Origin of the sequence: Sporosarcina sp. P16b, assembly GCF_002743065.1 — a bacterium.
Taxonomy (GTDB): Bacteria; Bacillota; Bacilli; order Bacillales_A; family Planococcaceae; genus Sporosarcina.
The window spans coordinates 50133-64294 of the sequence record NZ_PDYO01000002.1 but is presented as its reverse complement, the minus strand read 5'-3'; the positions used below and the strand labels follow the sequence as shown (position 1 = coordinate 64294).

Sequence of the window (14162 nt, the reverse complement as noted above, 5' to 3'; positions counted from 1 at the left end):
AATGAAAATTTATACGAAGACTGGTGACAAAGGTACGACAAGTTTAATTGGTGGACGCGTCGCAAAAGACGACTTGCGCGTCGAGGCATACGGCACGATTGATGAATTGAATTCATTCATTGGGAAAGCTATGACAGAACTGGATGGAGGGACGTTTGCGGATATCCTAACCGATCTTGAGACAATTCAAAATGAATTATTTGATGGTGGCGGTGACTTGGCAAACGTCATGAAAGAGCGTCATTACAAGCTTGACGATGAACCTATCACAGTTCTTGAAAACCGAATCGATAAGCTAATGGAAGAAGCGCCTGAACTAGAACGTTTCATCCTACCAGGCGGTTCACCAGCAGCTGCGACATTGCACATCGCGCGTACCGTAACACGTCGCGCAGAACGTGTAACGGTTACACTGATGAACGCAGCGGACGATGTATCACCCGTCGTAGGGCGCTATTTGAACCGTCTATCGGATTATCTATTCGTAGCAGCACGCATCGTGAACGCTCGACTCGGCATTTCAGACAATGAATACGTCCGCAGCGCAAAAGTGTTCCGCACGAATGAGAAAAAGGATAAGTGATCATGCGTAAACAGGGGTCTCTGGTAATGCCAGAGGCCCCTGTTTTTTTTGTGGCGCTCTATCAAGCTTTGTCTCCACTCAATCGCGGGGCTTGAACGCTCTATCAAGTCCTGTATTCGCTCAATCGCAATGCCCGAACGCTCTATCTAGTTTTGAATTCGCTCAATCACAATGCCCGAACGCTCTATCAAGCTTTGTCTCCGCTCAATCGCGGGGCTTGAGCGCTCATTCAAGTCTCACATCCGCCCTACCTCCATCAAATCAAACCCGAATCACATTATACAATTCCGTAAACTCTCGCTTACTTAAAATTTTCGGCACAGGATACAACGGATTCGCTTCCGCTGAGGCGCGTTGTACCATTAGTGGAATATCTTCCACCATAATTCCATCTACATGTTCCGGAATATTCATCGCATGATTCAACGCTCGAATTGCCTCGATGAACTTTTCCGCTTTCATTTGCTTCGTATCCGAATGATTTGTGATGCCAATTAAATCAGCTAACTCGGAAAGAGGTTCATATACGCTTTTGCCGTAATACTCGAGTACGTGCGGCAAAATAATTGCATTCGCTAATCCGTGTGGCATGTTGTAAAAACCACCGAGCGTGTGTGCAATGGCATGAACATTGCCGACGTACGCTCGAGTAAATGCTTTGCCGGCCAAATAAGAAGCCCGTTGCATATTCGTTCGCGCAGTCAAATTATCCCCATTAAGGTAGGCCTCATATAAATTTGAGAACACGAGTTGCACTACTTCGCGGCTGTCTTTCCGTGTTTCATACGTATTACTATTGCCAATATACGCTTCGACTGCGTGCGTTAAGGCATCCATTCCGGTAGCCGCGGTAATGTTTGGTGGCAACTTCACCGTCAACAATGGGTCGAGCACAGCATAATGGGGGATCAGTGACGTATCATTGATTGCATACTTCTCATATGTCCTACTATTCGTCACTACCGCAGCGAGCGTTGCTTCACTTCCGGTTCCCGCGGTCGTAGGTACCGTGAACAACGTAGGAATTCGCTTGCGCACGTGGAATAAGCCTTTCAACTCGGGAATCTGTTTCTCGGGTCTTGCAATTCGTGCACCTACCGCTTTTGCGCAATCCATTGGAGAACCACCGCCGAACGCAATGAGTGCTTCGCATTCATTGGCGACGTACAATGCTCGCGCTTCTTCGATGTTGACTATCGTAGGATTTGCGACAGTTTGGTCATACACCAAGTATTTGATACCGAGTGAATGGAGACCGACTAGCAGGACATCTAGTAAGCCGAGCTTGGCGACGTCGTGATCCGTAATAATAAGCACACTACGAATACCGAGACTTTTCACTTTCCCCGCAAGGCTTTCCAAACTACCAGGTCCAACTAGCAACTCTGGCTCTCGCCAAGGTAAAAAATTCATTCCGACTTTGAGTCCTTTTTGAAATAGCCGTGCATATAATCGATACATAACAAAACCCCTTTCTAATGCTAGCAGCACATTATGAAAACGTTAGCATGAAGTAGGTGAATTTGCTATATTAAAATACAACAAAACGAAATATTCAAACTAGTTTGGTAGTTGTGTTATGCTAGAGATGGAAAGCGCAAATTTTCTCTAATTTGGATAATCTACATCCTTGATCAAGCGATTAATTCAAGTAACGTAGCGATAAAGCCTATCAGAGCGGGATTAGATGAGAGAATACTTGTAATAAGTAAATAATTACTTGACAAAACGACCTCTCATACATAGCAAGAAAATAAAAAATAAACTTTTAAAAACAGTTGACTGAATGATCATTCATTATTACACTATACATAGAATATAATTGAAAGCGGTTTCTCAAAGGGAATCACAAGTAGAAGAAACGGAGGGGGAATAAGGGATGAATATATTACTTATCGCGAACTGGATATTATTTACAGCGGTCGTTATATACGGCTTTGGTTTATTCCTATACTTACTAAAAACTCGCTACGAATTCATCCGACTGGGGAGAAAAGAAGAATTCGACAATGACGTCAAAGCGCGTTTGAAGAAAATTTGGGTTTACGTATTTGGACAAAAGAAACTATTGAAAGATAAAAAGAGTGGAGCCATTCATGTGATGTTCTTCTATGGTTTCCTACTCGTTCAATTTGGGGCAATTGACCTGATCTGGAAAGGCTTAAAACCGGGATCGCATCTGCCACTTGGTCCGTTGTATCCGGCGTTTACATTCTTTCAGGAAATTGTCGTATTTGTCATCCTTGTAGCGGTCGTATGGGCGTTCTACCGTCGTTACATGGAGAAGTTAGTTCGTCTAAAGCGCGGTTGGAAGTCCGGTCTAGTTCTTATATTTATTGGACTACTGATGATTTCCACACTGGTCGCAAACGGCGCGAACATGATTTGGCATAATGAAGGTACTACATGGACAGAGCCAATGGCATCGATCATCGCAACAGTATTCAGTGGTGTTCCGACAGGCGTAGCCGTCACCATATTCTTTATCGGCTGGTGGGTACACTTACTAACATTGTTGACGTTCCTAGTGTATGTTCCACAATCTAAGCACGCGCACTTGATCGCAGGTCCGGCAAACGTCTATTTCCACCGCTTAGATCACGCAGGACGTTTAAAGCCAATCGATTTTGAAGCGCTTGAAGAAATCGAAGACGAGGATGAAATGCCGCCACTTGGTGTAGGTAAAATTACCGACTTCACACAAGCGCAAATGATAGATTTTTATGCATGTGTAGAATGTGGACGCTGTACGAATATGTGTCCGGCGACGGGTACAGGTAAAATGTTGTCACCGATGGACTTGATCACGAAGCTACGTGACCACTTAACAAACACAGGTGCTGTCATGACGAAGCAACAACCGTGGGTACCTCAACTAATGTTTAAAAACACACAAGGAAATCAATTGGCATTCGCTGCTGCGGCGGAAGGCATGACAATCGATGAATTATATAGTCCTTCATTGATCGGAGACGTCATCACAGAAGAAGAAATTTGGGCATGTACGACGTGCCGTAACTGTGAAGACCAGTGTCCAGTAATGAATGAACACGTAGATAAAATTATTGATCTTCGCCGTTATCTGGTGATGACGGAAGGGAAGATGGATCCCGATGCACAGCGCGCGATGACAAATATCGAACGTCAAGGCAATCCGTGGGGTCTTAACCGAAAAGAGAAAGAAAACTGGAGAGACGCACGTCCAGACTTGCACATCCCGACAGTGAAGGAAGCGAAGAAAGCTGGAGAAGACTTCGAATACCTACTATGGGTTGGTTCTATGGGTGCGTTTGATAACCGCTCACAGAAAATTGCTCTATCTTTCGCACATTTATTGAATGAAGCAGGAGTAAGCTTCGCAATTCTTGGTAACAAAGAGAAGAACTCCGGAGACACACCACGTCGTCTCGGAAATGAATTCCTATTCCAAGAACTTGCAACAGCGAATATCGCGGAATTCGAAAAAGCCAACGTCTCAAAAATTGTCACGATCGATCCGCACGCATATAATATCTTCAAAAATGAATATCCGGATTTCGGTCTGCAAGTTATCGTCAAACACCATACCGAGTTGCTTTATGAACTGGTCATGGCAGGCAAACTAGTACCGAAATATGCAATCGACGAAGTCATTACATTCCACGACTCTTGTTATCTAGGCCGCTATAACGACGTCTATGATCAGCCGAGAGAAATTCTTAAAGCGATTCCAGGCGTTCAGTTGGTAGAAATGGAACGTAACCGTGAAGAAGGCATGTGCTGTGGAGCGGGTGGCGGAATGATGTGGATGGAAGAAGATACGGGCCAGCGCGTCAACGTTGCACGTACTGAACAAGCGCTTGAAGTTAGCCCAGGAATCATTTCATCGGGCTGTCCGTATTGCTTGACCATGTTGTCTGACGGAACGAAAGCTGTTGAAGTCGAAGAACAAGTCGGCACATACGACATTGCTGAACTATTGGAGCGATCGATCTTTGGAGAATTCCAAACGGTTGCGGAGCCCGAAGAAGAAGTGGTAGAAGAAATAGTAGTTGTGGAAGAAGTAGTAGAGTCGGCAGAACGGATTTCAGAGCCTGAGTTAGCTGTAACGGTTGAAACAGGGGATGAAACACCGAAAAACGACGATGGAAAACGGAATTAAAAGTATTGTGAATATCGTGTCAATACCGTACAATTAAGTTATCTAAAGCGCTAACAATTGAATGAACTATAATAAGAGGGGCTATGCACCCTCTTATTTAGTAGGCAGATATCGAGCGAGCGTTCAGTCAGCACACAAATAGGGGGAATGGGAAGATGAGAACAGTTATTTTACAAGGTGCTAGAACACCATTTGGAAAATTAAGCGGTGCATTGCAATCACAAACAGCAAGCGATCTAGGCGGCATCGCCATCAAAGAAGCATTAGCACGTGCTGGTGTACAAGGTGATCAAGTGGATGAAGTAATCATGGGGACCGTTTTACAAGCAGGGCAAGGCCAGATACCTTCACGTCAAGCAGCAGTCAAAGGCGGCATTCCATACGGTGTCAAAACGGAAACAATCAACAAAGTATGTGCTTCCGGAATGCGTAGTATCACACTTGCCGACCAGCTAATCCGTCTCGGAGATGAGACAACTATCGTCGCTGGCGGTATGGAGTCGATGACCAATGCACCGTATTACGCGAATGTCCGTTCAGGTTTGAAAATGGGCGATAGCACATTAGTGGACGGCATGATATACGACGGACTAACTTGTGCATTCGCGCCGGGCAATGTTCATATGGGTAGGTACGGAAATAGTACAGCAAATGACTTTTCAGTTAGCCGTGAAACACAGGATAAATGGTCATTACGTAGTCATGAACGTGCACTTGAAGCGATGGACAAAGGAGTATTCGCAGAGGAGATCGTTGCGGTCAGCATTCCTCAACGTAAAGGTGATCCAGTCATTGTGACAGAAGATGAAGGCCCACGTCGAGGCAGCTCACTTGAAGCGTTGGCGAAACTACGCCCAGCGTTCGGTAAAGACGGTAGTGTCACAGCTGGAAACGCACCTGGCATCAACGACGGTGCATGTGCTGTTGTGTTAATGAATGAAGACGAAGCGAAAAAGCAAGGCAAGGAACCGCTTGCTGTGATTCTAGGTCACGCGGAAGTAGCGATCGAACCGGAGCGTTTCCCTGAAACACCAGGTCATGTCATCAAGGCGTTGCTTGAGAAAACAGGAAAAACTGCGGATGACATTGATCTATACGAAATCAATGAAGCGTTCGCAGTCGTTGCGCTCGCAAGCTCACAAATCGCTGGTCTGGACGAAGAAAAAGTCAACGTCAATGGAGGTGCAGTCGCACTTGGACACCCAATCGGTGCAAGCGGAGCGCGTGTGGTCCTAACATTGGCGAATGAACTAAAACGTCGCGGTGGTGGAATCGGTATCGCAGCAATCTGTTCAGGTGGCGGTCAAGGAGATGCCATCATGATCGAAGTTCCAAAAACTAACTGACCGGGGGCATTGTAGATGACAATTGAAAAAGTATTTGTAATCGGCGCAGGACAAATGGGCGGAGGAATTGCTCAAGTCTGTGCACAGGCAGGCTATCAAGTCACTCTTCACGATCTTAATGAAGAAGCATACGATCGAGGTTTTAAAGTCATCACGAAAAACTTAACGCGCAACGTGGAAAAAGGACGTATGACGGAGGAAGAGAAAGAAGCAGTCCTCGGTCGTTTCACACAATCACTAGATATGAAAAATGCGAGAGATGCCGATATCGTCATCGAAGCCGCGGTTGAAAATATGGCAATCAAAACGAAAATTTTCGCAGAACTAGATGAAATCACACCAGAACATACCATCTTGGCAACGAACACATCTTCGTTACCCATCACGGAAATCGGTGCAGCTACAAAACGTCCAGGAAAAGTAATTGGCATGCATTTCATGAATCCCGTACCGGTCATGCAACTTGTCGAAGTTATTCGCGGACTCGCGACAGATAACGATGTCTACGAAGCGGTCGAAGATATGACCAAAAAGCTCAACAAAACACCGGTTGAAGTGAACGATGCACCAGGATTTGTTGCGAACCGTGTATTGATGCCGATGATCAACGAAGCCATCTTCACATTATACGAAGGTGTCGCGACGAAAGAAGCGATTGACGACGTCATGAAAATGGGGATGAATCATCCGATGGGGCCTCTGCAACTAGCAGATTTCATTGGGCTGGATACGTGCCTGTACATTATGGAAACATTGTATGAAGGATTTGGCGATTCAAAATACCGTCCATGCCCGTTGCTACGTAAATATGTCAAAGCAGGTTGGCACGGTAAAAAAACAGGACGCGGTTTCTATTCATACGAATAAATGAATTAAGTTGAAAGCAAGAGGTGAAAAGGATGGACTTTACATTAACAGAAGAACAACTAATGATGCGCCAAATGGTTCGTGATTTCGCAAAAAACGAGATCGAACCTTGGATTCCACGGATGGAAGATGGGGAATTTCCACGTGAACTATTAGAAAAAATGGGTGAGCTCGGATTGATGGGAATTACAGCACCTGAACAGTATGGAGGTTCAGAGATGGACTTCTTGTCATATATCATCGCAATTCACGAACTATCAAAAGTCAGCGCCGTCATGGGAGTCGTGTTGTCTGTCCATACTTCTGTTGGAATGAATCCGATCCTCTACTTTGGTACGGAAGAACAAAAGAATCGCTACTTGCCGAAAATGGCATCTGGCGAATACCTAGGTGCATTTTGCCTGACCGAAGCATCGTCTGGATCAGATGCAGGTTCATTGAAAACGAGAGCGAAGCGAGTCGACGACCAGTACATCATTACTGGCTCCAAAATGTTCATCACAAACGGTGGGGAAGCGGACGTCTACATCGTCTTTGCTAACACCGCTCCTGAAAAAGGAACGTATGGTATCACTGCATTTATCGTCGACCGGGACACACCGGGATTATCTATAGGCAAAGATGAAAAGAAAATGGGCCTACACGGCTCGCGAACCGTCGCGCTCAGCTTCGACAATATGAAAGTACCCGTGGAAAATAGACTAGGTGAAGAAGGAGGCGGCTTCAAAATCGCCATGGCCAACCTCGACGTCGGTCGAATCGGCATCGCCGCTCAAGCACTAGGCATAGCAGAAGCCTCACTGGAAGCAGCCGTTGCCTATGCAAAAGAACGCGAACAATTTGGTAAACCAATCGCAGCCAATCAAGGCATAGGATTCAAACTAGCTGACATGGCCACCGCAACAGAAGCGGCCCGACTACTAGTCTACCGCGCGGCTTGGTTACGTTCTGAAAACAAACCATGCGGCAAAGAAGCCTCCATGGCCAAACTATTCGCATCTCAAGCAGCCGTAGCTAACTCCATAGAAGCCGTCCAAGTATTCGGCGGCTATGGCTACACGAAGGACTATCCAGTAGAACGTTACTTCCGCGACGCGAAAGTATGTCAAATCTATGAAGGTACAAGCGAAATTCAAAGAGTAGTCATCGCCAAACATCTGACAAACTAAAGGTAGAAGCGCCTAGGGGAGCGCATTGCGCGGTTCTGCTGCACTTTGGCGCGATCAGACAGTAGATTGGCGCGGTTATTCCAATGAATAGCGCGATACTCGTAGACAATTGCGCGGTCTAGTTACAGAATGGCGCGGTTAGCAACACCTTTGGCGCGGTCAACGCAAGCTGAGGCGCGTGATCCATAAACAACCGCAAACCAATTTCAAGCATTCCTTCTTCAAAACTAAAATTTCATTAACCAAACAAAAGGGTGGGAGAACTATGGACTTTAAATTATCAGAAGAACATGAAATGATTAGAAAGATGGTACGCGACTTTGCACAAAAAGAAGTAGCGCCAACTGCAGCACAACGAGACGAAGACGAAACATTCGATATGGACATCTTCCACAAGATGGCCGAACTTGGACTCACAGGCATTCCATGGCCAGAAGAATACGGCGGCATCGGTAGCGACTACCTAGCTTACGTCATTGCTGTAGAAGAACTATCCCGTGTTTGCGCATCTACAGGCGTCGTCTTATCTGCACACACATCTCTAGCAGGATGGCCGCTATTCAAATACGGTAACGAAGAACAGAAACAAAAATACTTACGCCCACTTGCGGAAGGTACGAAGATGGGTGCATACTGTCTAACAGAAGCAGGTTCAGGATCAGACGCGGGCGGCATGAAAACTACAGCGAAGCTTGACGGTGACGACTACGTGCTAAATGGCTCGAAAATCTTCATTACAAATGGTGGGATTGCTGACACCTATATCGTCTTCGCTGTAACCGATCCGGAATCCAAACATAAAGGAACAAGCGCATTCATTGTAGAAAGCACATTCGAAGGATTCTCTGTAGGTAAGAAAGAGAAGAAAATGGGAATTCGTTCTTCACCCACAACAGAAGTCGTACTAGATAACTGCCGCGTGCCGAAAGAAAATCTTCTTGGAGAAGAAGGTGACGGTTTTATTATCGCAATGAAAACGCTCGATGGCGGACGTAACGGAATTGCTGCTCAAGCAGTGGGGATTGCACAAGGCGCACTTGACGCTGCTGTTGATTACTCAAAAGAACGTACACAATTTGGCAAGCCCATCGTTGCCAATCAAGGCATCAGCTTTAAACTGGCGGATATGGCAACGGCGACAGAAGCATCTCGTCTGTTGACATATCAAGCAGCATGGCTCGAATCTAACGACCTGCCGTACGGTAAAGCGTCAGCTATGGCGAAACTGATGGCTGGTGACACAGCGATGAAAGTCACAACAGAAGCCGTTCAAGTATTCGGTGGCTATGGTTATACAAAAGATTATCCGGTGGAGCGCTATATGCGTGACGCGAAAATTACGCAAATTTATGAAGGTACACAAGAAATTCAACGTCTCGTCATATCTCGTATGTTGACGAAATAACAGGAGGTCTATGCAATGCCAAAACATGAAGTGAAATCCACCGTCAAAGATGAAGAACTTATTCAGAAGCGACGTGCACAGATTAGCCGCGGCGCTGTGAAATTATTTATCGACAAAGGATTTCACCGAACGACTACACGTGAAATCGCCAAAGAAGCGGGCTTCAGTATTGGCACATTATACGAGTATATTCGGACAAAAGAAGATGTCCTGTATCTCGTCTGTGACAATATTTATGATGAAGTCAAAGTTCGTTTGTCTGAGCTCGATAACAATGACAACACGGTAGAAGGGCTACGTGTGGCGATTGCACGGTATTACGAAGTCATCGATCAAATGTCTGATGAGTTCCTCGTCATGTACCAAGAGTCGAAATCGTTACCGAGCGAAGCGCTTCGTTATGTACTCACTAAAGAACTAGAAATGGTCGAGCAATTTGAGACGATCATTCGTAAGTGCATGGAAGCTGGGAATCTACGCATCGGACCGGATGAAGTATCACTGATCGCGCACCACATCCTCGTATCCGGCCAAATGTGGTCATTTAGAAGATGGGCGTTGCGCAAACCATATACGTTAGAACACTATACGAAAGTACAAACTGATCAAATTATCAAAGGTTTGGAGAAATAAATAACTTGGGGACTCCGCCATGAAAGTTTTGTGGCGGTGGTCAGCATGTACGGAAGGTGGAAGGCAAATGGTAACTGGGGAAATCTATAAACCGAAACACCATATTCGTTTCGTCACGGCATCTAGTTTATTCGACGGGCATGACGCATCGATCAATATCATGCGCAGAATATTACAAGCAACCGGTGCGGAAGTTATTCATCTCGGACATAATCGATCTGTTGAAGAAGTTGTAAACGCTGCCATTCAAGAAGATGTGCAAGGAATCGCGATGTCCTCCTACCAAGGTGGTCATGTGGAGTATTTCAAATACATGCATGACTTGCTGAAGGAAAGAGGCGCTTCCCATATTAAAATATTCGGTGGTGGTGGAGGAGTCATCATCCCAAAAGAAATCAAAGAATTGCATGAATACGGCATCGAGTGGATCTTTTCACCGGAAGACGGTAGAAAACTAGGTCTACAAGGCATGATCAATAAAATCATGGAACTATCGGATTTCTCCACGACTCCCGAAAGCGAAGAGGCCAACCTCGAACAACTGACAGCGGAAACACCAGGTATCTTAGCGAATTTAATCACGTACGTAGAAGAAAACCATTTGAACAAAGACGAAGCGACGAAGCAATTACTCGATCGTGCACGCGCCATGTCCAAACAAACCCCAGTGCTAGGGATCACAGGTACAGGTGGAGCAGGTAAAAGTTCATTGACGGATGAATTAATACGTCGTTTCTTGCGTGAATTCCCGGACAAAAGAGTAGCGATCCTATCCGTAGATCCAACGAAGCAAAAAACGGGTGGAGCGTTACTTGGCGACCGGATTCGTATGAATGCGATCTTTAATAACCGTGTCTACATGCGCAGTTTGGCAACGCGCGGATCACGTTCAGAGCTAACAACGGCTATCCATGACGTGCTGGATGTCACAAAAGCAGCTGGCTATGACTTGATTATTGTAGAGACGAGCGGAATTGGGCAAGGGGATGCACGTATTACGGATGTCTCCGACGTTTCGATGTACGTGATGACGAGTGAATTTGGTGCGCCGACACAGCTTGAGAAAATTGATATGATTGACTTTGCTGACTTAATTGTGATAAATAAATTTGAGCGAAAAGGTTCGGAAGATGCATTGATCCAAGTACGCAAACAATATCAACGTAGCCATTTGCTATTTGATCATGATCTTGAAACGATGCCTGTATATGGCACAATTGCGAGCCAGTTTAACGATAAAGGCACCAACACACTTTTTGCAGCGCTTGTTGAAAAACTTAACAACGCAACGGATTCTGATTGGACGACAAGTTACACAGACTTCGTGACGAATCAAAAGCAAACCGTGATTATTCCGCCTGACCGCAGCCACTACTTACGTGAAATCGCGTCGACGATTCGTAATTACCACGCGAAATCCAAACAGCAAGCAGAACTAGCACGCCGCGTGTTCCAACTAGAAGGTGCGATCGAAGCAGTGAAAGAAGCAGACTCTAACTTAGCATTACTAGAGTCATTGAATAGCTTGAAAGAAGGCGTTGAAGAGCAATTAACAGGTGAATCGAAGCGTGCTTTGAAAAACTGGGGGCCTTTGAAAGAGTCTTACGAGCAGGATGAATATGTGGTGAAAATACGCGATAAAGAAATCCGTACGACGCTCAATACTGTCAGTCTATCTGGCTTGAAGGTTCCAAAAGTAGTGTTGCCGCCATACAAAGATTATGGTGAAATCCTACGCTTTGTATACAGCGAGAACGTTCCGGGTTCATTCCCGTACACTGGAGGCGTCTTCCCGTTCAAACGCGAAGGCGAGGATCCGCGCCGTCAATTCGCTGGGGAAGGGACACCTGAACGTACGAATCGTCGTTTCCACTATGTATCAAAAGATGACGACGCAAAACGTTTATCCACGGCGTTTGACTCTGTGACATTATACGGAGAAGATCCTGACGAACGTCCTGATATCTACGGAAAAGTTGGCGAATCTGGCGTGAGTATTTGTACACTTGAAGATATGAAGAAGCTCTATGACGGCTTTGATCTCTGCTCGCCTACGACGTCTGTGTCAATGACAATCAATGGACCGGCACCGATTATCCTAGCGATGTTCATGAATGCAGCAGTCGATCAGCAAGTACGTAAAAAAGAACAAGAACTTGGACGGACACTTACTGTCGAAGAGTTCACTGAAGTGCGTGAAATGACATTCCAAACGGTCCGTGGAACAGTACAGGCGGATATTTTGAAAGAAGACCAAGGGCAAAATACCTGTATCTTCTCTACAGAATTTGCATTACGTCTGATGGGTGATATCCAACAGTACTTCATTGATAAAAAAGTTCGTAATTACTATTCCGTATCGATTTCTGGCTATCATATCGCAGAAGCGGGATCGAATCCGATTTCACAACTTGCGTTCACACTCGCGAACGGCTTCACGTATGTGGAATATTACTTGAGCCGCGGCATGCATATTGACGACTTTGCACCGAACCTGTCGTTCTTCTTCTCCAATGGTCTTGATCCTGAGTATACGGTAATCGGTCGCGTGGCACGTCGAATTTGGGCGATTACGATGCGTGACAAATACGGAGCGAATGAACGCAGCCAAAAGTTGAAATACCATATTCAAACATCTGGCCGTAGTTTGCATGCTCAAGAAATTGATTTCAACGACATTCGCACAACGTTGCAGGCATTGATGGCGTTGCAAGATAACTGTAACTCCCTTCACACAAATGCATACGACGAAGCCATTACGACACCGACAGAAGAATCTGTTCGTCGCGCGATGGCGATCCAGATGATCATCATGAAAGAACACGGCTTATCAAAAAACGAAAATCCGCTTCAAGGGGCTTACATTATAGAAGAAATGACAAGTCTCGTAGAAGAAGCGGTATTACAAGAATTTGATCGACTGAACGACCGTGGCGGTGTACTAGGCTCTATGGAGACGCAGTACCAGCGTGGCAAGATCCAGGAAGAATCGATGTATTATGAAATGAAAAAGCACTCAGGGGAGCTACCGATCATCGGCGTCAATACCTACTTGAATCCGAATCCGCCATCTGAGGAAGATATCGATAATATGGAGTTGGCACGTGCGACACAACAAGAAAAAGAGTCCCAAATTACCAACTTGCGCGCATTCCAAGCCAAGCATGCTGACGAAGCAGGGCAAGCGCTTGCTGATCTTCAGGAAGTAGCGATTACGGGAGGTAATGTATTCGCTGAGTTGATGAAGACTGTGCGAGTAGCGAGTCTCGGACAAATTACGAATGCACTGTACGAAGTAGGCGGGCAGTACCGCCGTAATATGTAACGCATCTCAAGAGGGGATGTCACAGAAGCCATCACTTCTGGCGGCATCCTCTTTTTTGCGATGGGGGTAGTGCACGGGATTGCAACTCCAGCTGGGGACGCGTTCCAGAGGGCCCGGGCTTCCGTTGCGATCCTTACGTAGAGTGATAAGACGTGGAATATTCACTGGCAATGGAGTGTTAATTATTGTTGTCTTGAGACATATTTAAGGTCAAGTACTGAATAGATTATGAAAATGACTCTAATGGGTAATAATATGTATCTTCAACCCTTAACCTAATGCCACCCACTCTATTTCAAGTATCCTATAAACCCCACCCTTGCATAAAATCTATTCCCCATCAAAGTGGATAATTTAGTAAGTTAGTCAGTATAATAAGAACAACAAAGAAAAGGGACGTGCTGAATGTGAGATGGTACTATCATGCAATCATAATAGCTCTCTTAACTACACTCACACTCATCCTCTACAGCAGCGGACTCGGCGTAATCCCTTTTACCTTTTCGGCAGTCTACCTGGGGTATCTGGCCATTACGGAGTATATAAATATAAAGAGAAGTAAAAGAATGTAGCATATTGGTAGAAATAACGTATATAATGTACACTATGCTTATATGCTACAAGATAATAAACGTCGATCGGCCAAATCAGTAACTGACTTGGTCGGTTCTGCGTGTGATTGATAGAAGAAAG

General features: G+C 45.5%; 9 protein-coding genes. 8 read left to right on the top strand and 1 reads right to left on the bottom strand.

What is annotated here, in order from left to right:
* The first annotated feature begins 1 nt into the window (after nucleotide 1).
* Nucleotides 2-583, top strand: a complete 582-nt coding sequence (locus tag CSV77_RS03325; RefSeq protein ID WP_099631226.1) for a cob(I)yrinic acid a,c-diamide adenosyltransferase — start codon at nucleotides 2-4, stop codon at nucleotides 581-583.
* A gap of 261 nt (nucleotides 584-844) precedes the next feature.
* Here CSV77_RS03325 and CSV77_RS03320 read toward each other — a convergent pair whose 3' ends face one another.
* A complete protein-coding gene (locus CSV77_RS03320; protein ID WP_099672279.1) occupies nucleotides 845-2044 on the bottom strand; it encodes an iron-containing alcohol dehydrogenase in 1200 nt (399 codons plus the stop codon).
* A 418-nt stretch (nucleotides 2045-2462) separates the two neighbouring features.
* Between CSV77_RS03320 and CSV77_RS03315 the strand changes: the two genes are divergently transcribed.
* From CSV77_RS03315 to icmF, 7 genes are all read left to right on the top strand, one after another.
* Nucleotides 2463-4724, top strand: coding sequence for a (Fe-S)-binding protein (locus CSV77_RS03315; protein WP_099672278.1), 2262 nt, complete (start codon nucleotides 2463-2465; stop codon nucleotides 4722-4724).
* A gap of 155 nt (nucleotides 4725-4879) precedes the next feature.
* Nucleotides 4880-6070: an acetyl-CoA C-acetyltransferase gene (locus CSV77_RS03310; protein WP_099672277.1), complete on the top strand. Its 1191-nt coding sequence runs from the start codon at nucleotides 4880-4882 to the stop codon at nucleotides 6068-6070.
* Between the two features lie 15 nt (nucleotides 6071-6085).
* Entirely contained in the window at nucleotides 6086-6937 is an 852-nt protein-coding gene (locus CSV77_RS03305; protein WP_099672276.1) for a 3-hydroxybutyryl-CoA dehydrogenase, read from the top strand.
* A gap of 32 nt (nucleotides 6938-6969) precedes the next feature.
* The gene (locus CSV77_RS03300; protein ID WP_099672275.1) at nucleotides 6970-8106 is read left to right on the top strand and encodes an acyl-CoA dehydrogenase; all 1137 of its coding nucleotides are present in this window, start codon (nucleotides 6970-6972) and stop codon (nucleotides 8104-8106) included.
* A gap of 265 nt (nucleotides 8107-8371) precedes the next feature.
* Nucleotides 8372-9511, top strand: a complete 1140-nt coding sequence (locus tag CSV77_RS03295) for an acyl-CoA dehydrogenase (RefSeq protein WP_099631232.1) — start codon at nucleotides 8372-8374, stop codon at nucleotides 9509-9511.
* Nucleotides 9512-9526: 15 nt separating this feature from the next.
* Nucleotides 9527-10144, top strand: a complete 618-nt coding sequence (locus CSV77_RS03290) for a TetR/AcrR family transcriptional regulator (RefSeq protein ID WP_099631233.1) — start codon at nucleotides 9527-9529, stop codon at nucleotides 10142-10144.
* Between the two features lie 67 nt (nucleotides 10145-10211).
* Nucleotides 10212-13469, top strand: coding sequence for a fused isobutyryl-CoA mutase/GTPase IcmF (icmF, locus tag CSV77_RS03285; RefSeq protein ID WP_099672274.1), 3258 nt, complete (start codon nucleotides 10212-10214; stop codon nucleotides 13467-13469).
* Nucleotides 13470-14162 lie beyond the last annotated feature (693 nt).

Excerpts from the sequence above, each read along its gene's own strand:
- CSV77_RS03320 (WP_099672279.1), bottom strand. The coding sequence starts at position 2,044 with ATGTATCGATTATATGCACGGCTATTTCAAAAAGGACTCAAAGTCGGA.
- CSV77_RS03310 (WP_099672277.1), top strand. The coding sequence starts at position 4,880 with ATGAGAACAGTTATTTTACAAGGTGCTAGAACACCATTTGGAAAATTA.
- CSV77_RS03290 (WP_099631233.1), top strand. The coding sequence starts at position 9,527 with ATGCCAAAACATGAAGTGAAATCCACCGTCAAAGATGAAGAACTTATT.
- CSV77_RS03300 (WP_099672275.1), top strand. The coding sequence starts at position 6,970 with ATGGACTTTACATTAACAGAAGAACAACTAATGATGCGCCAAATGGTT.
- icmF (WP_099672274.1), top strand. The coding sequence starts at position 10,212 with ATGGTAACTGGGGAAATCTATAAACCGAAACACCATATTCGTTTCGTC.
- CSV77_RS03305 (WP_099672276.1), top strand. The coding sequence starts at position 6,086 with ATGACAATTGAAAAAGTATTTGTAATCGGCGCAGGACAAATGGGCGGA.
- CSV77_RS03325 (WP_099631226.1), top strand. The coding sequence starts at position 2 with ATGAAAATTTATACGAAGACTGGTGACAAAGGTACGACAAGTTTAATT.
- CSV77_RS03295 (WP_099631232.1), top strand. The coding sequence starts at position 8,372 with ATGGACTTTAAATTATCAGAAGAACATGAAATGATTAGAAAGATGGTA.
- CSV77_RS03315 (WP_099672278.1), top strand. The coding sequence starts at position 2,463 with ATGAATATATTACTTATCGCGAACTGGATATTATTTACAGCGGTCGTT.